Raw genomic sequence first — 22,422 nt, 5'->3', positions numbered from 1 at the left:
CCTGGCACGGGAGAGGGAATCATCCAGTCATTGTCGGAGACTTGATGGAGACGCTGCGCGTGCAGCGCGCGCGGTCGATCGCGTGTCGAGCAAGAAGTCGATCACGATTGTATCCACGAGCCCTCAGTAGATTTACCGATACAAGGACGATGGCTCCTCGGCAGAATCAAATCCGGTGAAGTCGACCGGTGATCATGTCATGCCGACGCGGACGCTCACGACGATGGTTCTTGCAGGCGCGGCATCGCTGCTGCTGGCGGCCTGCGAAAGGGAAGCGGCCAGCGACGTTGCGCCGGCGCCACGACCGGTTCGCACGACGACGATCGAGAAGCGGGAGTCGCCGACGCCGTTCGTCTTCACCGGACATGTCGAAGCCGAGGATGAGATCAGTGTTGCGTTCCGAATTTCCGGACGGCTGCTCGCGAACAACACCAGGCTCGGCGATCGCGTCGAGGCCGGCCAGCTTCTGGCGCAACTGGAATCGCAGAACGAAGTGAACGCGCTGCGCCAGGCGAAAGCGGCCCTCGCCGCCGCGCAAGGACAGCTCACCCAGGCACGCAATCATTTCGAACGCCAGCAGACATTGCTCGCGCAGGGATGGACCACGCGCGCCAATTTCGAGGCGGCGACGCAGGCGCAACAGACGGCGCAGTCCCAGGTCGACGCGGCCGAGGCCCAGTTGAGCGCCGCCCACGACCAGGTCAACTTCACCGAGGTGCGGGCCGATGCGCCGGGCAAGATCACCGAGACGGGGCCGGCGGCCGGCGAGGTGATCCAGGCGGGACAAACCATTGCGCGGATTGCGCGGCAGGATGGCCGCGATGCGGTCTTCGAGGTTCCCGCCCAACTGGTGCGAGCGGCTCCCGCCAATCTGCAAGTGACGGTCAGCCTGACGGACGATCCGGCAGTGACGGCGCAGGGGCGCATCCGGCAGGTTGCCGCACAGGCAAACCCGGTCACGCGGACCTTCGAGGTGAGGGTGGGACTTAGCGATCCGCCCGCCGCGATGCGGCTGGGAGCCACGGTGGTCGGTCGTGCCGAGGCGAGCGCCGGACCGATGATCGACATTCCCGCAACAGCGCTGACCAGGATGAACCAACAGCCGGCCGTCTGGATCCTCGATCCCCTGACCAAGACGGTCTCTGCCCGGAACGTCGATGTGCTACGGTTCGATCAGGCCCAGGTGATCATCTCGCAAGGGCTCGACGCCGGCGAGATCGTCGTGACCGCGGGCGTTCAGGCACTTCACCCGGGCCAGAAGGTGCGCGTGCTCGGGTCGGAGCCATGACCGGCTTCAACCTCTCGGAATGGGCGCTCGAGCGCCGCTCGCTCGTCATCTATCTCATGCTCGTCGCCGTGCTCGCCGGCGCATTGTCCTATGTCCGTCTCGGCCGGAACGAGGACCCTGCATTCACCATCAGGACCATGGTCGTCCAGGCAGCGTGGCCGGGAGCGACGGCCGCAGAGACGATGAAGCAGGTGACGGAGCGGCTCGAGCGTCAATTGCAGGAGACGCCGCATCTGGACTTCCTGCGCAGCTTCACCCGGCCCGGCCTCACCACGATCTTCGTGAACCTGAAGGGGAGCGCCAACGCAAGGGATGTCGCCGATACCTGGTATCAGGTGCGGAAGACGATCGGCGACATCCGCCATACGCTTCCTGCGGGGGTTGTCGGCCCGGCGTTCGACGACGATTTCGGCGACACCTTCGGCATCGTCTACGGCTTCACCAGCGACGGGTTTACCGAGCGCGAGCTGCGTGACCGGGTCGAGGCGATCCGATCGCGCCTGCTGGGCGTGCCAGACGTTGCGAAGATCGAGCTGCTGGGCGCGCAGGACGAGGTGATCTTCGTCGAATTCTCCAAGAAGGAGCTCGCAAATCTCGGCGTCGATCGGACAGCCCTGATCGCCGCTCTGCAGGCTCAGAATGTCGTGATGCCGACCGGGACGATCCAGACCGGCTCCGAGCGAATTTCGCTTCGGGTATCGGGAAGCTTCCAGTCCGAGCAGGACATCGCCGGCATCAACTTCGCAGCCGGCGGTCGCATGCTCCGCCTGAGCGATCTTGCGGCGGTGCGGCGCGGCTACGCCGATCCGCCGCAGCCGCTGTTCCGGGTCAACGGCCATCCGGCAATCGGGCTCGCGATCGCCATGCGCGATGGCGGCGATATCCTCGCTCTCGGCAGGAACGTCAAAGCCGCAATGGCAGCCATCACCGCCGATCTGCCGATCGGAATCGAGCCGAGCCTGGTTGCCGATCAGGCCGTCGTGGTGGACAAGGCGATCGGCGAGTTCATGACCTCGCTGGTGCAGGCGATCGCCATCATTCTCGCGGTGAGCTTCGTCAGCCTCGGCCTTCGCCCCGGCCTCGTCATCGCGCTGGCGATTCCGCTCACGCTTGCCATCGTGTTTCCGAGCATGGAGCTTCTTCGCATCGACATGCAGCGAATATCGCTCGGTGCCCTCATCATCGCGCTCGCGCTGCTGGTCGACGACGCCATGACGACGACAGATGCCACGCTCAATCGGTTGGCACTGGGCGACAGCAAGATAGCGGCCGCGAGCTACGCCTTCCGTACCCATGCGCTCGCCATGCTGGCCGGTACGCTGGTGACCATCGCCGGCTTCATTCCGGTCGGCTTTGCCGCCAGCGCCGCCAGCGAGTACACGTTCTCGCTGTTCGTGGTGGTTGCGATCGCACTGCTGGCATCGTGGTTCGTCGCGGTCATCTTCGCGCCGCTGCTGGGCGTCGCCATCCTTCTGCCGCCGAAGCAGACCGGTGCTGCCGCTCCCGGAGCGGTCTTCCGGCTGTATCGGCGCTTTCTGGTGTTGGCGATCCGCGCCAAATGGCTGACGCTGGGCGGGACGGCGGCGCTCTTCGTCGCATCCATGCTCGCGCTTCCACTGATTCCGCAGCAGTTCTTTCCCCTGTCCGACCGGCCGGAGCTGCTCGTCGACGTCAGCCTGCCGCAGAACGCCTCGATCTACGCCAGCGAAGCCGCGGCCAAGCGCCTGGACGAGGCGCTGACCGGTGATCCCGACGTCGCGCATTGGAGCACCAATGTCGGCCGCGGTGCGATCCGCTTCTATCTGCCTCTCAGCGTCGAGTTGCCGAACGAGTTCTTTACCCAGGCCGTCGTCGTCGCCAGAAACGTTGCGGCGCGCGAGCGCTTGCGTGCCAAGCTGGAGCGGTTCCTGGCGAATGAATTCCCGAACGCGATCTCGTCGGTTTCGCCGCTTGGCCTCGGCCCCCCGGTCGGATGGCCGCTGCAATATCGTGTCAGCGGCCCCGACGTCGAGCGGGTGCGCGACATCGCGCTCGAGGTGGCGCGGATCCTCGCCTCCGAACCCAGCGCCAGAAGCACGAACTTCGACTGGATGGAGCCGAATCGCCAGGTGCGCATCCGCGTCAATCAGGATGAGGCGCGCCTTCTCGGTCTGAGTTCGCAGGCGATCTCTACCGTCCTGAACACCGTGATCACCGGTACACCCGTCACACAGGTTCGGGACGATATCTATCTGGTCAACGTCGTGGTCCGTGCGACGGACGAACAGCGTGTCTCGCTGGCGAGCTTGCGAACGTTGCAGGTGCCGATCCCCGGTGGCCGGACCGTTCCGCTGAGCCAGTTTGCCTCTTTCGAATACGATCAGGAATTCCCCTTGATCTGGCGGCGCGACCGCGTGCCCACCCTGACGGTGCGAGCTGCCATTCCCGACGGGGTGCTGCCGGAGAGGATCGTCAATACGCTGGCTCCCGCCATCGCCAAGCTGAGGGCGACGCTGCCGCCGTCCTACGATGTCGTGGTCGGCGGCACCGTGGAGGAGAGTCGGAAGTCCCAGGCATCCGTCATGGCTGTCGTGCCGGTGATGCTCTTCGTCATGTTCACGGTTCTGATGGTCCAGGTGCAGAGCTTCCCGCGGTTATTGATGGTGGTCAGCGTTGCACCGCTTGGTCTGATTGGCGTGGTCGCGGCGCTGCTCTTGTCAGGACGGCCGCTGGGATTCGTCGCCATTCTCGGCGTCCTCGCGCTGCTCGGCATGATCAGCAAGAACGCGGTGATCCTGATTGGGCAGATCGAGGCCGAACGCGCGCGAGGGAAGGGCCCCTGGGAGGCCGCGGTCGATGCCAGCAGCTCCCGCTTTCGTCCGATCATGCTGACGGCGGTCTCCACCGTCCTCGGCATGATTCCGATTGCGCCGACCGTCTTCTGGGGGCCGATGGCCTTTGCGATCATGGGCGGACTGCTCGTCGCAACCGTTCTGACGCTCGTCTTTCTGCCGACCTTGTATGTGGCTTGGTCAGGCGGAAAGGAGCCAGTCGCGGCCCCCGATGCGGCCAGCGCGGCCTGAGCGTCGTGCCGCGAGGGTAATCCCGGACTCCGACTAGGTAATCACCTGATAGGCCGCCTTCATGCCAGGGCGCATGGTTCGGCCTCGGAATGAGCGCCGGCCAGGACGTCGGTGAGAACACCGGGTCACGGCACCGGTCATCGTTCGCGGTTCGAGGTCCCTCCATGACTGCGACGCCAACGGCCCAAAAGCTTTCGTTGTTCGCACTGACGGCAATGGTCGTTGGCTCCATGGTGGGCTCAGGCATCTTCTCGCTGCCGCGGACGTTCGGCATAGCCACCGGCCCGTTTGGCGCCATCTTCGCCTGGTGCATCGCGGGCGGCGGCATGTACACGATGGCGCGCGTGTTTCAGACTCTGGCCGAGCGAAAGCCGGATCTCGATGCCGGCGTCTACGCCTACGCGAAGGCGGGTTTCGGCGACTATCCCGGCTTTCTGTCGGTGCTCGGCTACTGGACCGGCAGTTGCATCGGCAACGTGTCCTACTGGGTTCTGATCAAGTCGACGCTTGGCGCGTTCTTTCCCGTGTTTGGTGACGGCAATACGGTCGCCGCGATCATCGTCGCCTCGATCGGGATCTGGCTGTTCCACTTCATGATCCTGCGTGGCGTGCAACAGGCCGCCGCGATCAACACTATCGTCACCATCGCCAAGATCGTGCCGATCCTGATCTTCATCGTCATCCTGGCGTTTGCCTTCAAGGTCGACCTGTTCCGCGCCAATTTCTGGGGAGGCGAGGGGATGCCGGACAAGGGTCTGTTCGATCAGATCCGCGCGACCATGCTGGTCACGGTGTTCGTATTTCTCGGGATCGAGGGCGCCAGCGTCTATTCCCGCTACGCCAAGGAGCGGTCCCATGTCGGTGCCGCGACGATCATAGGCTTCGCGGTCGTCACGAGCCTCATGGTGCTCGTGACGATGCTGCCCTATGCCGTGCTGCCGCGCGCCGAGATCGCCGACGCGCGGCAGCCGTCGATGGCAACGGTGCTGGAGGCGGTGGTCGGGCATTGGGGCGCCGTCTTCGTCAGCATCGGACTTCTGGTCTCGGTGCTAGGAGCCTATCTCGCCTGGTCTCTGATCTGCGCCGAGGTGCTCTCCGCCGCCGGCCGGACCAGGGATATGCCGCGCGTGTTCGGCACCGAGAACGCCAACAAGGTGCCGGCCGCAGCGCTCTGGCTCACCAATATCGTCGTGCAGCTGTTCGTCATCAGCACCTATTGGTCGCGGGATGCCTTCGCGTTGATGCTCAATTTGACGAGCGTCATGAACCTCATTCCGTTTTTTCTGGTTGCCGCCTATGGGCTCCTGCTGGTCAAGCGGGGCGAGACCTACGAAAAGAGCCCGGGCGAACGGCGACGCGACCTGATCTTCACCGGCATTGCCGTCGTCTACACGCTGTTCCTGATCTATGCCGCCGGGATGAAATATCTGCTCCTGTCGGCGATCCTCTACGCTCCCGGCACGGCGCTGTATTTCTGGGCGCGCCTCCAGCAAAAGGCGAAGATCTTCACGTCGATCGATTGGGTCATCTTCATCGTGGCCGTGATAGGCGCCGTGGTCGGGATTCATGGCCTCGTCACCGGCTACATCACCATCTAGGCGAGGCATCTCCCATGGCGACAGCGCAGACGTCGGATTCAAGGATCCAGTTCGGTGTTCATTCGGAAGTCGGTCAACTGCGCAAGGTAATGGTCTGCTCGCCGGGCCGCGCGCATCAGCGCCTCACGCCGACGAACTGCGACACTCTGCTGTTCGACGATGTGCTGTGGGTCGACAATGCCAAGCGCGATCATTTCGACTTTGTGCAGAAGATGCGCGACCGCGGCATCGATGTCGTCGAGATGCACAATCTGCTCACCGACACCGTGACCATTCCGGAGGCAAGGAAGTGGATTCTCGACAACCAGGTGGTTCCCAATCAGGTCGGGCTCGGGCTGATCGACGAGTTGCGCGGCTATCTGGAAAGCCTCAAGTCTCGTGAGCTGGCGGAGACCCTGATCGGCGGACTGTCGACCCACGATTTTCCCGAGGCCCATGGCGGTGAGATGCTCAGGCTGATCCGGGAAGCGGCGGGCATGACCGAATATCTGCTGCCGCCTCTTCCGAACACGCTGTATACGCGCGATACCACCTGCTGGATCTATGGCGGCGTGACGCTGAACTCGCTGTTCTGGCCGGCGCGCCATGAAGAGCCGATCCTCGCCACTGCTATCTACAAGTTCCACCCGGACTTCGCCGGCAAGGTCAATGTCTGGTGGGGGGATCCGACGCAGGATCACGGCCTCGCCACGCTGGAAGGCGGTGACGTAATGCCGATCGGCAAGGGCAACGTTCTGATCGGGCTGAGCGAGCGGACCTCGCGGCAGGCGATCAGTCAGCTTGCTGCGGCGCTATTCAGAAAGAAGGCGGCCGAGCGGGTGATCGTGGCCGCGATGCCCAAGCTCCGCGCGGCGATGCATCTCGATACCGTCTTCACCTTCGCCGACCGTGATTGCGTGCTGCTCTATCCCGATATCGTCAACAACATTACCGCATTCTCCTATCGACCGGCCGACAATTCGGCCGGCCTCGAGTTGCGCAAGGACGAGAAGCCCTTCGTGGACGTCGTCGCAGAAGCGCTCGGCCTGAAGAAGCTGCGTGTCGTGGAGACCGGCGGGAATGCCTATCTGCGCGAGCGAACCCAGTGGGACAGTGGCGCCAATCTGGTCTGCGCCTCCCCCGGCGTCGTGTTTGCCTACGACCGCAACACCTACACAAACACGCTGCTGCGCAAGGAGGGCATAGAGGTGATCACCATCGTCGGCGCGGAGCTCGGACGGGGGCGCGGCGGCGGTCATTGTATGACATGTCCGATCATCAGGGATGCGGTCGACTACTAGGCGTGCGCGACCTCGCGGCCTCCACCGAACACTGATCGATCGCATCAACCAGTGATTTAAAAATGTGACATTAACACGCCACAATCCTTGCGCAGCGTGGCGCCAAACCGGTCTGCCCAGCAGCATCGGAGGTGGGCGCCATGCGAAGCTCTGGATTTCTTCCGCCGATCGTCGGCTTGCCCGTCCTCGGCTTACTCGGTGCGGGCACGGCCAGGGCGGCGGACCTAGATCTCAACGAGTTCAAGACGAGCCCGCTTGCCGCTGCCCCCTACTATTCCGCGCCGTCCTGGAGCGTCGTCGGTTCCATCTCGCCGACCTTCACCGACAACGCGCTCTTCACCCGCGACAACCGCAAGTCGGACATCTACTACGAGCCGGACATCAGTGTCAGGCTGGACGGAAACCTCACCAACGATCTGTCCTACCGCCTCTACGCGCGCGCCCAGTACGAAGCCTTTTCGCGGGAGAAGGACGGCAACTTCGCCGTGGCGCGCATGGGCGCGCGTTTGACCGAGAATTGGAATGGCTGGCGCTTCTCCGCCATTTATGAAAACCGATATGATTTCGACGGGGTCTACCGCGACCTCGCATTCGCGTCTCATGATGTGATGGGCTCGGTGGCGCGCGACTTCCGTATCGACAACACGACGTTCTCGCCGCTGCTGCTGCTGACCTATCGCTTCTCGGACCTCGCGGAAGCGCGCCGCTGGCGCTTTGACGCTGTGCTCGGTATCGAGGTCAAGCTCGATCCCAGATGGTCGGTCGTGAGCACACCGCTGTTCGAGGCCTACTGGTTCACCGATGGGCTCAACACTGGCCGTCAGGATCAGCTCTATTCGGTTGATGTGGGCCTGAAGTATAACTTCGCCAGCAATGTGGCGCTCACGACCACCGTGCTATACGAGGCGCGAACATCGAACGTTCCGCTGCGGCGGTACAGGGACGTTCGCATCGGCCCTCGCCTGGATTTCGCCTTTTGAGTGAGACCTGAAAGATGCTCGCAAGACGCCTGTTGACGCTGACCTGCATCGTCGCCGGAAGTCTGTCGGCATCGGTGGCGCTCGCCGATCCGCGCGATGCGGTGGATCGAGGCCAGCGTCTCGATACTGATGCGCTTCGGGACGACGCCGCAACGCACCGTCTGCAGCAGCCGTCGCATCCCCTCGATATTGCGCCGACCCGCCCCGCACCAGCGGCGAAAGCAGCGAGGAAGAAGAAGTCAGGCACGAGCAGCAGCCGCTAGGCTGGTCTGCATCGCGCCCGACGCGCTGTCGAGCGCCGCGAATGGTGCTGGCAAATTGCGGAAGGCGTGCTGCTGCGTATCGGTGCAACCACGTTGCCGCAATGACCTCGCGGCCAACCACATCTTGATTTTGAATCTCTGTTGCATCGGATTTGACGTCGCGGGCGTGGCACAAACTGCATAGCGCCCGCCGCGGAAAGCACGCCTCACGAATTCGAGATTTCAATCTGGAAATAATACTACCTGATGGTGTGGCCCCGCGGCGGGGTGTATGATTGGTCGGCCCCAACGGCGTGCGTCTTCCGGATCCGGTGGCGGATGTCTCGCCGGTGGGGCGGGGAGGGGACCTGCGATATCGTCGCCAATATCGGGCGTCGCCGGAATAGAGTGAGTGCGTACCGTGAAGCCAAATGGCTGTCCCGACAGTGAGTCGGATCGAACCGGTCTGAAGAACTGGCTGCGCATAGGTTCGCAAGAACCGATCGACGAGCTCTATTGGACGTCTTCGGCAGATCTTCTCTTCGCCGCGCGGCCATCCTTCCGCGGACACTTCGCCTACGAGGGAATCAATCCGGCGTTCGAGTCGCGGCTCGGCGTATCGTCGGAAGACGTCAGCGACATGGACGTTTTCGATTGCATAAGTGCGGACGACGCAAGGTCCGTCTGTGAGGCGCTTCAGGCGGGCCTCGCGGAGGGAACGGAAGTCAGGATCCGCCAGCGACTCGCGCTCGGCGGGTCGCCGCGGGCGATGGAAACGACGGTCAGGCCGATCGTAGACGGCGGTGTGGTCCGGTTGATCGGCAGCCACCGCGAGCTGCGCAATGGTCCTTTCAAGAACGCCGCCGCATGCGACGACGGGCTCGATATCGACGTCGGTCTGCTCGCCATGCAGGAAGGCATCCAGCAACGGATCGCATCCGATCTGCACGATTCGACCTGTCAGCATCTGATCGCCGCCAGCCTTGGCCTGATGCGGATGCGGAGCAATCTGGGCGACGCGGCCCTTGCGGAGCGGCTCTGCGACGACATCGACGCGTCGATCGATGAAGCCCTCCGGGAACTCCGCGCCTTTGCCTATCTTCTGCATCCGCGGAATCTGGCGGGTGAGGGATTGAAGGCCGCGATCGAGCGATACGCGGAAGGATTTGCGGCGCGCAGTTCCTTGCGCGTGACCGTGGACATCGTGCCGGATGTCGATCGGTTGCCGTATGAAACGAAGCGTTCGCTGCTGCGCGTCATTCAGGAGGGTCTCACGAACGTCTTCCGTCATGCGAAGGCGACGGAGGTGGCCATCGTCATCGACCTCGCCGACGGCCATTTCGTGCTGACGATCAGCGACAATGGACGCGGTCTTCCCGATGCGATCGGGCGCGGCCACAAGGCCGTGTCGACCGGGGTCGGCATTCCCGCGATGCGGGTGAGGCTGCATGAGATCGGAGGTACGCTCGACATCCGGTCCAGCGGGACCGCGCCACTTTCCGGAACCGTCCTGTGCGCGATGTTTCCGCGTCGTCTCGCGGCGAACGGGCGGAACCGGCGAAGAGCCACGACCATCATGAGGGCCCACGCAGGCACACGATCAGCGAAAGAACACTAGCCCGCGGCGGCAGGCCGGAAGGGCGGCCGAACCGCCGTGAAGGATTTGGAGCGTGCTGCCATGAAACGAATTCTCATAGCCGACGATCACGAAGCGGTACGGTCCGGCTTGCGGGCCGTGCTCGAACAGCGGGCGGATTGGGAAGTGGTGGCCGAGGTCACCGATGGCGGCCGGGCGGTCGCCGCGGCGATCGAGAGCCAGCCTCACGTCGCTATCCTCGATTTCTCGATGCCCCGCATGACGGGCGTGGAGGCTGCGCGGCGGATCAAGGACTATCCGTTGCAGACCGAGGTCCTGATCTTTACCGTGCACAATTCGGGCCTGATCGCGCAGCAGGCATTCGAGGCCGGCGCGCGTGCGTTCCTGGTGAAGTCGGATGCCAACAAGCTGTTGCTTGCGGCGGTCGAGGCGCTGCTGTTGCACCGGCCGTTCTGCACCACGAGCTGCGTGACGGAATTCGACCGCGGATCGGGCGCCAACGGCGAGCGGCATCACGAGCTGACGGCGCGCGAGCAGCTCGTGGTCAAGCTGGTTGCGGAAGGCTACAGCAACAAGGGGATCAGCGCGATCCTCAATCTCAGCGTCAAGACAACCGAGGCGCATCGGGCGGCTGCGATGCGCAAGCTCGAGGTGAATTCGACGGCGGGCCTCGTCCGATACGCGGTCCGGACCGGGCTGGTCGAGGCCTGAACGGTGACGTCGGCGAGCCGACCCTGGGCGTCAGTACCTTCGCCGGGACATCTCAGGGTTTTGTTGGATAACGCTGGCCGCAGGGCGCCGTATGATCGCTTGACCCTACGGCCGGTCACTGCCGTTGTCCGCCCGGTCGGATAGGAGCCGGCAAACGGGAACGATGTCGTGAAACGCATCTTGATTGCGGATGATCATGAAATCGTACGTTCCGGCCTTCGCGCGATCGTTGGAACGCGTTCCGACTGGATCGTGAGCGGAGAGGCCACCAACGGCGAGCAGGCCGTCGCGCTGGCGCTCGAAACCCGACCGGACGTCGTGATTGTCGACTACTCCATGCCGATCATGAACGGCCTGGAGGTCAGCCGTCGCCTCAGGACGCTGCATGTGCGAACCGAGGTGCTGATCCTGACCATGCACGAAAGTGAGGAACTCCTGACGGAGGCCATCCTCGCCGGTATTCGCGGCTTCCTCTTCAAGTCCGATGCTCGCAAGCACCTGATTTCCGCTATCGAAGCCTTGCTCGACGGCAGGCCCTACTTCACCAGCGTCCTCCTGGAAAAGCTGCTGCATGATTACCAGGCGAACAAGCAGAACCGGGCCGACATGCTGCTGACATCACGCGAGCAGAGCGTGGTCCAGCTGATCGCGGAAGGGAATACCAACAGGTCGATCAGCGCGATCCTGAATCTGAGCGTGAAGACCGTCGAGACCCATCGCGCCTCGGCCATGCGCAAGCTCAGAATGTCGTCCACCGCCGAGCTGGTGCGCTATGCCGTGCGCAAGAAGCTGGTCTCGCCCTGAACGGATGCTGATGTGCCGCACCAGACAGCGCTCGGGTGCGTATGATGACCATATCCTGAACTCGCTCATGATACGTTCGGCGCAACGGCGAAGATGCCTCGTCCGGTGTCTAACTCGCTGATGTCGGGAGATTCCACTTCGCCAGGATCCTGGCGAGCGTTCCATCCGATTTGAACCTGGCTATGGTGGCATTCATCCGGGTCACCAGTGCTTCCTGTCCCTTGCGAACACCGATGTTGACCGGACCGACGACGAAGGGCTTGTACTCGCTAACGAGCCGCACCTTGGGATAGCTGGCATGGCTGAACTGGTAACCCAGGATCGGTCCGTCACCAAAGCCCGCTTGCAGGCGGCCCGCAGCTACGTCCGTGATGATGTCGACGATCGTTTCGTATGAACGAACCTCGGAAAAGACGCCGCTCTTTTGCAAGAGGTCGAGATAGCGCGTGCCGACCTGCGCCCCGACGCGATAGCCCTGCATCGCTTGAATGGAGGGATACGCGGCCTTGTCCTCGCTCGGATGGTCGGTGAAGTCCACGACCCCGGCTCTCTCCGGAGAGGTCGACATCGCTGCCGAAATGATCTCGATCTTGCCCGAGGTCAATGCCGGGATGAGCGACGAGAATCCCATCGGCTGGATTTGGACCTTGAAATTCAGATCGTCGCCGACGGCATGAATGAGGTCGATCATCATGCCCTGGATGGTTCCGGATGCAGTGTCCAGGAACGTGAAAGGCACGCCTGTCGGCGTCGAGCCGACTTGCATCAATGTTTCGGCCCTGCCGATGCCGTTCAACGATGCTGCGGGCGCAGCTGCCATCATTGAAAGAAGAAGTCGGCGAGAAATCATGGGTCACCTTTCCAGTTGTCGCTGAAGATCCTGAGACGCGAATATTCCCTAGCGGGCCACTCTGTTGTTCCTTCGGTCGATGGGTGGCGTTTGCAGCTAGCCTGCCGCCTGCCGCTCCGTGCGCAGCGTGGGATAGCGCGCCGCCAATTCTTCGAAGAGCTCTCGTACCAGACTGGCATCCTCTTCGTGTCTGCCGGCTTTGAGTCGCGCGTCGAGTGCGTCGAACAGTTGATGCTTGACGAAGAACCGCCATGCCACCGGCAGTCGCGCCAGAATGTCGGTGAGTTCGCGGTAGCGAGCTTCGGTCCAACGGGCCTCGAAGGCGGTGCGATAGCTGCCGAAATCGAACACGGCCTCTTGCTCCGGCCGCGCCTTCCGCATCTCTTCGCGCAGCCTGCGCGTCCTGTCCTCATCGACGCGGCTGCCCTCGATGACGACGCCGTATAGTGCTCGCGCCGCATCGAGCGAGACGTAGCCCGAGAGAACATCGATCAGCACGCGGCGTGGCTCGCGCAGGAGCGGATCGCCAAATCCTCCGGCGCCGGCACCCACGAGGCGGATCCGGTCGCCAGGCTTGCAGGGCACCACGTCGGTATTGCCGAGCGCTTCGGTGTCCGGACCGTCGGGATTCCTGGTGAAGATCGCGTTGGCGCCGGCACCGCCACCCAGGACGCCCCAGGAGGCGAAATAGGTGCGATCGCGATTGCGTGCGGTGACGGTGGTGCCCGGCGTGAATACCTCGAACTCCATGATGAGGCCGAGGCCGCCGCGATAGGTTCCGGCGCCGCCGGAGTCCGGCGCGAGGCAATAGCGCCGCATGCGGATCGGCACTTCCAGCTCGTTGATCTCGACCGGCGTGTTGCGCAGGAAGGCGTTGTTGGCGCCCGAGCCGTCGCTGCCGTCACCATTCGCCATGCCGCCCGCTCCGCCGCCGACCGGCCCAAGCGAGGCCATGACCCCGCGCCCGGCCTGGTCCATCGTCTTCACCGTGACGATCGCCATGCCGCCGGCCGAGCAGGCGGGGAGGCGCTCGGGTATCGCGCGGGAGAACACGCCGAAAGTCAGCATGTGCGTGATCTTGCAGGTCAGGCTGCGCATGCCGACGGCTGCCGGCGCCGTCGCATTGACGACGGTGCCTTCCGGCAGCATGCAGCGAACCACGCGGTCGAGCCCGGAGTTGAGCAGGATATCGCTGTCCAGCGTGTAGAGAACATAGTGGAAGCCGACCAGCGCCAGCGCATGGCGCGGCATGCCGCCGGTCGGCATGTTCAGCGAAGAGGCGAGCTGCGGATCGCTGCCGGTATAGTCCATGACGGCCCGGCCGTTGTCGATCGTCAGCGTCAGCGCCAGGCGCATCGGCTTGCCGCCCTCGCTGTCCTCGTCGGCATATTCGGCGAAGAAGTACTCGCCGTCGGGGATTGTCTTCAGAACCGCCTCGGCCTGCTTCTCGGCGTAATCCATCACCTGGTACATGCCGGCCTTGAAGTCGTCGATGCCGAAGCGCTCGATGATCTCCAGCACGCGCTTTTCGCCGTTCACTAGCATGGCGATCTGCGCCTGCAGGTCGCCGCGATTTTGCGACGGCGCGCGCACGTTCATGGTCATGATGTCGAGCAGGCCTTCGTCGAGCTCGCCCTGGTCGACGATCTTGCAGGGCGGAAAGCGGATGCCTTCCTGCTGGATCTCTGTCAGCCTGCGCGACAACGATGCCGGGACCGCGCCGCCCATGTCGGTGTTGTGGATATGGCCGCCGACATAGCAGACGATCTCGCCCCGGTAGAACACCGGCTTCCACATTAGGATATCGGGCGTATGCGTCGCTACGCTGCCACTATAGGCGTCGTTGGTCATGCAGATGTCGCCGGGGCGATATTCGCCGATCCGCCCGAGCACCGGACCGTAGTCGAGGCCGATGTACCACGTCGCTCCCAGCGTCTTCGGGGACGCGAAGGCCAGCCCCTCCGGGGTGATCAGCGCGCAGGAGAAATCCTCAGTCTCCTTCACGAAGGTTGAATGCGCCGTGCGGATCAACGTGTAGGCCATGCTCTCCGCGGCGGCCACGCAGTAATTGGCGAAGATCTGGAGAGCGGAACCACTGAGTGCCATGATTCAAAATCCTTTAGGCCTTCGCGGCGAGATTGATGATGTGGAGATTGCCCCAGCGGTCGACATTCACCTCGAAGTCGGGGAGCACGCAGGTGGTGGTGTCGTCCTGTGCGATGATCGCGGGCCCTGCGAAGCGGTCGCCGGCGCGCAGCGTCTCGCGCCGATAGAGCGGCATCTGCCGCATCGCGCCATCCATCCAGCACGGTACCGTCGCGGCGGGCTTCGCCGGCCCCGTCGAGTCCGGAATGGGGGTGATCATCGGACGCGGCGTGCGAACCTTGGCCACGACGCGCAGCGCCACCACCTGGATGACGGCCTTCTCGTCGCGGTAGCGATAGAGACGCTCGTGGGCCTGATGGAAAGCCTCGCGAAGGGCAGAGATATCCTTCGTGCGCATCGCCTCTGCGTCGAACGCGGTCTCGATCTCGAAGGACTGGCCCTGGTAGCGCATCTCGGCGGTGTAGGTCAGCTCCGGCACCGGTCCGGCGCCGACCTCGGCGCGCACCCAATCGAGCGCTTCCTGCTCCAGGGCCAGCCGCGTGCGCTCGAGCGACTCCCAATCGTCGTCTCCGAGCGTGCACCAGGCGACCGCGACGAAATCGTTGCGCGTGTCGGCGATCAGGCCTCCGAGCGCGCTCAGCACGCCCGGCGTCAAGGGCACTGTGATCTGTTCCATATTGAGCGCACGCGCGAGATGACAGGCGAGCATCGGACCCGCGCCGCCGAAGGCCATCAGCGCGAACTCCCTGGGATCGATCCCGAAACGCGAGATCAGCCGGCTGATCCCCGAATACATGCCCGAGATCGACACATTGATGATCGCCTCGGCAACGGCTTCGATCGATTCGCCGAGCCGAGCGGCGAGAGGCGCGATGGCCTCGCGCGCGGCAGCGACGTCGAGCCTGACTGAATCATAGCCGAGTGCGGTCTGACCGAGCACGCCGATGGCGGCGAAAGCATCGGTGATGGTAGGCTCGCGTCCGCCGCGCCCGTAGCAGACCGGGCCCGGGGTCGAACCTGCGCTCTCCGGTCCCACCTTGAGCACGCCGAACGGATCCACACGTGCAATCGATCCGCCACCGTCGCCGATCGAGGTCACCGAGACGGACGGGATGTGGATCTGATGGTCGCCGATATATTCGCCCGTCGCGTATTGCGGCTCGCCTCCGACGATCAGCGCGACATCCGCGGTCGTTCCGCCGATATCGAGGCTCATGACGTTCTTCAGGTCGCAAAGCTGCGCGACCCAGGCGGCGCCGATCACGCCGGATGCCGTGCCTGAAAGCACGATCTGGACGCAATCCGTCTTGCCGCGCTCGGCGCTCATCACGCCGCCGTTCGATTTGGTGACCTTGAGATCCGCGGTCACGCCGGAGCTGCGCAATGCCGCCTGCAAAGACGTCAGGTAGTTCGAGACGACCGGCTGCACATAGCCGCCGATCACCGCCGTGTTGGTGCGCTCGTATTCGCGGATGATCGGCCACACCTCGCTCGCACAGGAGACGAAGAGCTCCGGCGCCGCTTCGGCGATGATCGCGCGCACCTGTCGTTCGTGCTCGGGATTGCGGTAGGCGTGCAGCAGCGAGATGACGACGCCCTCGCAGCCGGTTCGCTTCAGCCCCGCTACCGCTTCGCGCACGCTTGCCGCATCGATGGGCTCGAGCTCCTTGCCCTCGGCGTCCAGCCGCCCGTCGATGCCGAAGGTGCGATAGCGTGGCACGAGCGGCTCCGGCCGCGCCGACATCAGATGATACATGTCGGGTGTCTTGAGACGCGCCAGCACGAGGACGTCCTCGAAATAGCGGTTGGTGATCAGCCCGAGGCGGATGCCCTTGCGCTGCACGACCGCGTTGACGCCGACCGTGGTGCCGTGAGTGAAATGCACGACCTCGGCGGGATCAATCCCGTAGCGCTCGCCGAGCATGCGCATGCCATCGGCGACCTCGCGGCCCGGCGCGTCCGGGCGCGAGAACACCTTGAGGCTGCGCACGGTGCCATTGCGCTCATCGAGCACTGCGAAATCGGTGAAGGAGCCGCCGATATCGACGCCTATTCTCAAACCCATAGTTCAGGTCTCTCCTTTAGATCGTGTCGAACCATGCCCGCGGGCGGGCAAAGGCTTCAGCGGCGCTTCTCCATGTGGTCGCGCAGCTGGAAATAACTGCCGAGAATCGGCATGAACCACGTCTGGCCGTGGTAGAGCGGATGGGATGGCAGCGGCGTGCCGAAGGCGTCGAGTGCCAGATCGTGTTCGCCCAGCAGATGGCGTGCGAGCCGATGGCCGAGCCAGGTCATCGTGGTGACGCCGCTGCCGTTGCAGCCGGCGGCGTAGTAGCAGCCTTGCGGATCGCGCCCGAGATGGGGCAGGGCGTCCAGCGTCACCGCGACCTTGCCGCCCCAGCTGTGGCTCACCTTCACATCGCGTAGTTGCGGGAAGCGTTCCGTCATCTGCGAGAACAGGATCCTTGCGCTCGCCTTGCGGTCGAGCGGGTAGAAGCGCGCGCGACCGCCGAACAGGAAGCGCTGTCCGTCGGGCGAATAGCGGTAGTAGGCCGTCACCCGGTTCGCCTCGGCGACGCCGCGGTCTTTGGGGATGAGCGACCTTCGCAGCTCTGCGGGCAGGATCTCGGTCGCGATCTGATGGGACGTGACCGGGACGAGACGTCGCTTGAGCCAGGGCGTGGCCGCGCCCGTGTAGCCGTTGGTCGCGATGACGACGCGTCTTGCGCGAATCTCGCCGCGGCCGGTCACGATCCGGTAGCCGGCGCTGGCACGCTCGATCGACGTGACGGGCGCATGGCAGGCCAGTTTCGCGCCGGCAGCGAGGGCGGCCGCGAGCAGCCCGCCGAAGAATTTTGCGGGATGCAGATGTCCCGCGCCGTTGATCAAGGCGCCGCCGACATAGACTTCGCCCGCAAGCTCGCTGCGCAGCTCACTGCGCTCCAGCATGCGCACGTCGCTGTCGGTATGTGCGTTGAGCCTGGCGATCCGTCCTTCCCAGGTGCGAACCTGCGCGGCCGTCCACGCCGCGGCGATGCGGCCCGAACGGCGGTAGTCGCAGTCGATGCCATGTCGCGCGATCAATGTCTCGAGGAAGCGGTAGCCGGCCGCGGCCTCCCGCAACCTGTCCTCCACCGTGGCCTTGCCGGCGGCCGCGGCCGCCGCGCTGACGCGTTTGGACATGCTCTTGCCGACATTCACGCCGCCGGTCACCTGGCCGCCGCTCAAGGTGCTGGCGCCGATGCCGGGAAGCCCGGCCTCGAGCACGACGACCTCGGTGCCGTGAGCGGCGAGTTCAAGTGCGCAGGAGATGCCGGCATAGCCGGCACCGATGATTGCGACATCGGTCTCGCGCGGCACGCCGCCATCGCCGGCGTCGTTCGGACGCCAGTCGTCCCACCAATAGGGAGTCTCCGAAAAGTCCGGAGCGAAGATGGAGGACCGAGCCGTCATCGTTGCATCTTTCCAGCGCTTACGACACGGGATCGGCAACGGCCGCGGCCGGGACGACATAGGGCGTGGAGCGTCTCTGGTCGTAGTAGAGGAAGACGCTGATGAAGGAGATGGTCGCGATCACCGCGACATAGCAGGGAACGGCGTAGGGCGTTCCGGTCCGCTCGATGAGAAACGACGCGACCAGAGGCGCTGTTCCGCCGAACAGCGCGGTGCCGGTGTTGTAGGCGATGCCGCTCGCGGTCACACGCATCTCGCGCGGGAACATGTCGACGAGCCCGATCGTCATGCCGCTGGTGATCAGCGGATAGACCAGCACCGGAATGACGGCGGCGGCGATCGCGCTCGCCGGCGTGGCGAAGCCTGCGATATAGAAGGAGAGGAACATCGCGGGGATCACGAGCACGCAGCCGGCCAGCAGCGTCGGCCGCCGCCCCACGGTGTCGTTGACCCAGCCATAGAAGATGGTGCTCGCCATCAGCACCAGCTGCGCAATGAAGATCGCCAGGGATGCGTGCGTCTCGCCGATCTTCACGAAGTTGGTGAGATATGTCGCAAGGAAGCCGAGCACGAGATAGTTCGACAGCGTGTGGCTCATGAGGATGCTGATGAAGAACAGCATGCGCCGCCACTGGCTGCGGACCACGGCCGAGAGCGGCGGCGCTTCTCTGCGAAGACGACGGCGTTCTTCCTCGATCGCCAGAAATTCCGGCGATTCATCGATCTGGGTGCGGATCCAGAGACCCAGCAGCCCAAGCGGCACGCCAAGCCCGAACATCAGGCGCCAGCCCCAGCTGGCCATGCTCTCTGCACCGATGACGGCCGAGACGAGTGTGAAGATGCCGACCGCGATTGCGGTGCCGGAATAGGCGGCGGCGGGAGAGAAAGAGGCCCGCAGCGCCCGGTGCTGGCTGCTTCCCTGTTCGACGATATAGGCGGTCGCGGCCGTGTACTCGCCGCCTGCGAAGAAGCCCTGCGCGAGTCGGCAGAACACGAGACCCGCGGTCGCAAAGCTGCCGGCCACGGCGTAGCTCGGCAGGAATGCCGTGAGAGCGGTCACGACGCACATGCCGCTCACCGAGATGAAGAGGGCCGAACGGCGCCCGAGGCGATCACCCACGCGTCCCATGACGATTCCGCCGAGCGGCCGGATCAGGAAGCTCGACGCGTAGATCATCATCGTTTGCAGCAGGGCCACGGTCGGATCGCCGGGCGGGAAGAACGTCGTGGAGATCACCTTCGCCAGCAGGCCGAAAATCGCGAAATCCAGGAAGTCGATGAGGTTTCCGGCCACGGCGCCGGAGATCGCCTTCAGCTGAAGGCGGCGGGTGATTGGGCCGGGGGCAGTCGCTCCGTCTCGGGTCAATGCCGGTACTCCTTTTGTTGGACCCGTCCGCTTGCGCGGACCGTCGAGCACGAGTGCCGCGTGCACGTCTTGCCCCGGCCGAGCAGTTGTGCCACAATACGGAACGTCGTTCCATTTATGACGCTAGCAAGGACCTGAAGGGATGGCAAGCGCTGTCGAGGAAAGCCGGCTGTGTGCTATGGGCCGCGCTCGGGGCCATTCCCGCGGGATGGCGAACGCGGCCGGACGGCTCCGCAGAAATCGCGGTCAGGGTGATGAAGAGTCTGTTGAAGAGCCTGGAAGTTCTGGAAGCGGTGGCGGAGATGCAACCGGTCGGCGTGAGCGAGCTTGCGCGCCGCCTCGACCTGCCCAAATCGACCACGCAGCGCATCCTGCAGACATTCGCGACGACCGGCTGGCTGCGCCCGGTCGGCGGCGAGGCGACGCGCTGGCAGATCGGCCATCGCGTGCTCCACCTTCAGGTGCCCGAGCTCCAAGCCGGACAGCTCTACGCCGCGGCCCGCAAGCCGATGCAGGAATTGCGCGACCAGGTGAACGAGACCGTGCATCTGTCGATCCTGGATGGGCTCGATGCGATGCTTCTGATCGATCGCGCGGATTGTACCCAGAGTGTCAGGACCTTCAGTCCGATCGGCGATCGATCGCCCATTCATGCGACCGCCATCGGGACGGCCGTGATGGCGCACCTCTCGCCGGAGGAAATCGATTCCATCATCCAGCGCGGCCTGAAGCGCTATACCGAGAACACGATCACGGACCCCGATGCATTGCGCGCGGAACTCGATCGCGTGCGCGCGCGCGGCTATTCGCTGAATCTTCGCTGCTATCGTCCCGCCGTCTGCGCCATTGGTGCCGCGATTCTCGATTCGCAGGGCCGGCCGGTCGGCGGCCTCTGCATCTCCATGCCCGCTTCCCGCTACGTCGAGCAGAACGAGAAGATCTGGGGCGACATGGTCAATGCGACGGCGCGCAAGATCAGTATCGGCTGAGCCTGCGTCCCATGGCTTCGCAGCAACGCGCCTCTCGGTTGCGATCCCTAGAAGTCCGAGACCTTTCCGACTGCAAGTCCGGCAAAGCGATCTGGCCGATAGGGCTGGGGATCGACGATCGGCGCGGCGCCGGTCACGAGATCCGCGATGAGGTGCCCCGCTCCGGGACCGATGCCAAAGCCGTGGCCGCTGAAGCCCGCGGCCAATATCAGCCCAGGCAGGCCGGACGTTTCTCCGATGGCCGGCACGCCATCGGGCGTCGAGTCGATATAGCCGCCCCATGCGGCGGTGATCCTGGTGTCCTTCAGGGCGGGCAACAGCGCGATCGCGCGCCGATGCGTGAGCTCGATCGTGTTTCGATCGGGCATGGGATCCAGAATGCGCATGCGCTCCATCGGTGTCGGCTCGCTCACGCGCCAACGCTGGAGCGTTTCGTGTCCGGACCTGACGCCTTCGAGGCCACCCGGGAGCAGACTGCGCCAGCGCCGCCGAAACATCGGCAGGAATTGCGGGGCGAAGCGCAGCTGCTGCGCAGTCGGATCGACGCGGCCTCGACCACTGATGGCGAGCGTATAACCGCCATCGCCGCGTTTCGTCACCGAAACAGCGGCAGTGTGGAGTGCATCCGGCAGGCCTATCGCACCTTGCGACACCGACAGGATGGACGAGCGGATCGAGGCGAGCGGAAGACGGATGCCGGCCTGATGGCAGAAGGACGAGGACCACGCGCCGCCCGCCAGTATGGCAACACGCGTGCGAATTGTGCCGCGCTCCGTCACGACCGCGCTCACGCGGCCGCCCTCGGTCTCCAGCCCGCGTGCCGCGCACATCTGATGCACGGTGCTTCCGCGTTTGAGGATGGCCCGCGCCACCGCCGGCGCCGCCTTGGCGGGATCGGCGATGCCGTCGGTCGGCGAGAACACGCCGCCCTTCCAGGTGCGTCCCGTCGCCGCGCCTCGCTGCGTTGCTGCGGTTGCATCGAGCATGTGCGTGGTGACGCCGACCGTCCGCGCGAAGTCGCGCCAGCGCGCCCAGCCTTCGAGCTCGGCCTCGTCGTTGCTGAGATACAGAAGGCCGCAGCGAGAGAAACCGGTACTCTCGCCGCTTTCGGCGCCAAAGCTCTCCCACAGGTCGAGGCTCCTGGTCGCCATCGGCAACTCGCGGGCATCGCGATTTTGCTGCCGGCACCAGCCCCAGTTGCGGCTGGACTGCTCGGCCCCGATTCGCCCCTTCTCCACGAGCGCGACGCCGAGCCCTCGCAGGGTGAGATAGTAGGCCGCGAACACCCCGATGATGCCGCCTCCGATGACCACCACGTCGGCGCTACGGGGAAGCTCCGGCGAGGTCTCGATGTGGCTGAGCGGTGCGGGCATCCTGGCTTCCTAGATTTCGCTCGGCGCATCGTAAGCCGCAGATCGCCCCGCGCGGCGCCGGATTCGATGGCAGCTCAGCACTTTATGCTGCATCCTTGGGGGGCTACAAAACTGTATTCTGGCCGGGCCATATGATGTCAGCGGTGGACAATAGACGCAGGATAAGTGAGCTTTTGCCTCATTGTGCCCAATTTTCTGCTGCGCCCTCCGGCGCGTGCTCAATGGAGAGTCACCCATGAAGCTGGACCGGATCGACATCAAGATCCTCCACGAACTCCAGAAGAACGGTCGCATCACCAATGTCGAGCTTGCCGAGCTGGTGAATCTGTCGCCCAGCCCGTGCCTCATGCGCGTGAAGAGACTGCAGGCCGAGGGCTACATCGAGGGGTATGCCGCCCAGATCAATGTGCGCAAGCTGGGACAGACGCTGACGGTGTTCACCGAAGTGACGTTGAAGAACCATCGGCAGATCGACTTCGCTCGTTTCCTGTCGGCGGTCGACAAGGTCGACCAGCTGATCGAATGCCATCTGGTCTCGGGAGGCTACGACTACATGCTGAAGTTCGTCACCGCCAGCATCGGCGAGTACCAGACGATCATGGAGCGGTTGACGGACATGGATATTGGCATCGACAAGTATTTCAGCTTCGTCGTCCTCAAATCGCCCATCGTCCGCTCGCAGATGCCGCTCACCAGCCTGTTTCCGGCTTGATGTCGGCTGCG

At 64.3% G+C, this 22,422-nt stretch carries 17 protein-coding genes; 11 read left to right on the top strand and 6 right to left on the bottom strand.

Annotated features, from left to right (window positions below; genetic code table 11):
• The first annotated feature begins 199 nt into the window (after positions 1-199).
• The 9 genes from JQ635_RS12085 (at position 200) to JQ635_RS12045 (ending at position 11,562) form a co-directional block, all read left to right on the top strand.
• Positions 200-1,288: an efflux RND transporter periplasmic adaptor subunit gene (locus tag JQ635_RS12085; RefSeq protein WP_211410079.1), complete on the top strand. Its 1,089-nt coding sequence runs from the start codon at positions 200-202 to the stop codon at positions 1,286-1,288.
• Positions 1,285-4,350 (top strand): efflux RND transporter permease subunit, encoded by a 3,066-nt coding sequence (locus JQ635_RS12080; protein WP_211410078.1) that lies wholly within the window; start codon positions 1,285-1,287, stop codon positions 4,348-4,350. The genes JQ635_RS12085 and JQ635_RS12080 overlap by 4 nt, the downstream gene beginning before the upstream one ends.
• A 164-nt stretch (positions 4,351-4,514) precedes the next feature.
• On the top strand, positions 4,515-5,948 hold the full coding sequence (locus tag JQ635_RS12075; protein ID WP_211410077.1) for a basic amino acid/polyamine antiporter: 1,434 nt from the start codon (positions 4,515-4,517) through the stop codon (positions 5,946-5,948).
• Positions 5,949-5,962: 14 nt separating this feature from the next.
• Positions 5,963-7,228 (top strand): arginine deiminase, encoded by a 1,266-nt coding sequence (gene arcA / locus JQ635_RS12070; protein WP_211410076.1) that lies wholly within the window; start codon positions 5,963-5,965, stop codon positions 7,226-7,228.
• A gap of 176 nt (positions 7,229-7,404) precedes the next feature.
• Complete coding sequence (locus JQ635_RS12065; protein ID WP_246583467.1) at positions 7,405-8,208, top strand: outer membrane beta-barrel protein; 804 nt, start codon at positions 7,405-7,407, stop codon at positions 8,206-8,208.
• A 14-nt stretch (positions 8,209-8,222) separates the two neighbouring features.
• Positions 8,223-8,471, top strand: a complete 249-nt coding sequence (locus JQ635_RS12060; RefSeq protein ID WP_211410075.1) for a hypothetical protein — start codon at positions 8,223-8,225, stop codon at positions 8,469-8,471.
• Between the two features lie 391 nt (positions 8,472-8,862).
• Positions 8,863-10,068, top strand: coding sequence for an ATP-binding protein (locus JQ635_RS12055; RefSeq protein ID WP_349631857.1), 1,206 nt, complete (start codon positions 8,863-8,865; stop codon positions 10,066-10,068).
• Positions 10,069-10,128: 60 nt separating this feature from the next.
• Positions 10,129-10,758 carry a response regulator transcription factor gene (locus tag JQ635_RS12050; protein ID WP_211410074.1) on the top strand — a complete coding sequence of 210 codons (630 nt, stop codon included), beginning with the start codon at positions 10,129-10,131 and terminating at the stop codon, positions 10,756-10,758.
• Positions 10,759-10,926: 168 nt separating this feature from the next.
• Positions 10,927-11,562, top strand: coding sequence for a response regulator transcription factor (locus JQ635_RS12045; RefSeq protein WP_211410073.1), 636 nt, complete (start codon positions 10,927-10,929; stop codon positions 11,560-11,562).
• Positions 11,563-11,671: 109 nt separating this feature from the next.
• Here the strand turns inward: JQ635_RS12045 and JQ635_RS12040 are convergent, their stop codons facing one another.
• The 5 genes from JQ635_RS12040 to JQ635_RS12020 form a co-directional block, all read right to left on the bottom strand.
• The gene (locus JQ635_RS12040) at positions 11,672-12,412 is read right to left on the bottom strand and encodes an ABC transporter substrate-binding protein (RefSeq protein WP_211410072.1); all 741 of its coding nucleotides are present in this window, start codon (positions 12,410-12,412) and stop codon (positions 11,672-11,674) included.
• Between the two features lie 96 nt (positions 12,413-12,508).
• Entirely contained in the window at positions 12,509-14,518 is a 2,010-nt protein-coding gene (locus tag JQ635_RS12035; RefSeq protein ID WP_211410071.1) for a hydantoinase B/oxoprolinase family protein, read from the bottom strand.
• A 13-nt stretch (positions 14,519-14,531) separates the two neighbouring features.
• The gene (locus JQ635_RS12030) at positions 14,532-16,583 is read right to left on the bottom strand and encodes a hydantoinase/oxoprolinase family protein (protein ID WP_211410070.1); all 2,052 of its coding nucleotides are present in this window, start codon (positions 16,581-16,583) and stop codon (positions 14,532-14,534) included.
• Positions 16,584-16,639: 56 nt separating this feature from the next.
• Entirely contained in the window at positions 16,640-17,971 is a 1,332-nt protein-coding gene (locus tag JQ635_RS12025) for an NAD(P)/FAD-dependent oxidoreductase (protein WP_246583466.1), read from the bottom strand.
• 19 nt (positions 17,972-17,990) lie between these two features.
• Positions 17,991-19,337 carry an MFS transporter gene (locus JQ635_RS12020; RefSeq protein WP_211410068.1) on the bottom strand — a complete coding sequence of 449 codons (1,347 nt, stop codon included), beginning with the start codon at positions 19,335-19,337 and terminating at the stop codon, positions 17,991-17,993.
• A 254-nt stretch (positions 19,338-19,591) separates the two neighbouring features.
• Here JQ635_RS12020 and JQ635_RS12015 point away from each other — a divergent pair, with 254 nt between their 5' ends.
• Positions 19,592-20,326 carry an IclR family transcriptional regulator gene (locus tag JQ635_RS12015; protein ID WP_211410067.1) on the top strand — a complete coding sequence of 245 codons (735 nt, stop codon included), beginning with the start codon at positions 19,592-19,594 and terminating at the stop codon, positions 20,324-20,326.
• A 47-nt stretch (positions 20,327-20,373) separates the two neighbouring features.
• Here the strand turns inward: JQ635_RS12015 and JQ635_RS12010 are convergent, their stop codons facing one another.
• Entirely contained in the window at positions 20,374-21,699 is a 1,326-nt protein-coding gene (locus JQ635_RS12010; RefSeq protein ID WP_211410066.1) for an NAD(P)/FAD-dependent oxidoreductase, read from the bottom strand.
• 235 nt (positions 21,700-21,934) lie between these two features.
• On the opposite strand from JQ635_RS12010, the gene JQ635_RS12005 reads away from it, so the two are divergent.
• Entirely contained in the window at positions 21,935-22,411 is a 477-nt protein-coding gene (locus JQ635_RS12005) for an Lrp/AsnC family transcriptional regulator (RefSeq protein WP_018642567.1), read from the top strand.
• The last annotated feature ends 11 nt before the right edge of the window (positions 22,412-22,422 follow it).

It is taken from the genome of Bradyrhizobium iriomotense, from assembly GCF_018130765.1.
Taxonomy (GTDB): domain Bacteria; phylum Pseudomonadota; class Alphaproteobacteria; order Rhizobiales; family Xanthobacteraceae; genus Bradyrhizobium; species Bradyrhizobium iriomotense_A.
The sequence above is the reverse complement of the archived record's forward strand: the minus strand, read 5'-3'. Positions and strand labels throughout refer to the sequence as shown.

Bases quoted from the DNA above. Each gene is read 5' to 3' on its own strand.
- JQ635_RS12085 (WP_211410079.1), top strand. From the start codon at position 200: ATGCCGACGCGGACGCTCACGACGATGGTTCTTGCAGGCGCGGCATCG.
- JQ635_RS12030 (WP_211410070.1), bottom strand. From the start codon at position 16,583: ATGGGTTTGAGAATAGGCGTCGATATCGGCGGCTCCTTCACCGATTTC.
- JQ635_RS12025 (WP_246583466.1), bottom strand. From the start codon at position 17,971: ATGACGGCTCGGTCCTCCATCTTCGCTCCGGACTTTTCGGAGACTCCC.
- JQ635_RS12040 (WP_211410072.1), bottom strand. From the start codon at position 12,412: ATGATTTCTCGCCGACTTCTTCTTTCAATGATGGCAGCTGCGCCCGCA.
- JQ635_RS12005 (WP_018642567.1), top strand. From the start codon at position 21,935: ATGAAGCTGGACCGGATCGACATCAAGATCCTCCACGAACTCCAGAAG.
- JQ635_RS12050 (WP_211410074.1), top strand. From the start codon at position 10,129: ATGAAACGAATTCTCATAGCCGACGATCACGAAGCGGTACGGTCCGGC.
- JQ635_RS12010 (WP_211410066.1), bottom strand. From the start codon at position 21,699: ATGCCCGCACCGCTCAGCCACATCGAGACCTCGCCGGAGCTTCCCCGT.
- JQ635_RS12080 (WP_211410078.1), top strand. From the start codon at position 1,285: ATGACCGGCTTCAACCTCTCGGAATGGGCGCTCGAGCGCCGCTCGCTC.
- JQ635_RS12035 (WP_211410071.1), bottom strand. From the start codon at position 14,518: ATGGCACTCAGTGGTTCCGCTCTCCAGATCTTCGCCAATTACTGCGTG.
- JQ635_RS12060 (WP_211410075.1), top strand. From the start codon at position 8,223: ATGCTCGCAAGACGCCTGTTGACGCTGACCTGCATCGTCGCCGGAAGT.
- JQ635_RS12015 (WP_211410067.1), top strand. From the start codon at position 19,592: ATGAAGAGTCTGTTGAAGAGCCTGGAAGTTCTGGAAGCGGTGGCGGAG.
- JQ635_RS12075 (WP_211410077.1), top strand. From the start codon at position 4,515: ATGACTGCGACGCCAACGGCCCAAAAGCTTTCGTTGTTCGCACTGACG.
- arcA (WP_211410076.1), top strand. From the start codon at position 5,963: ATGGCGACAGCGCAGACGTCGGATTCAAGGATCCAGTTCGGTGTTCAT.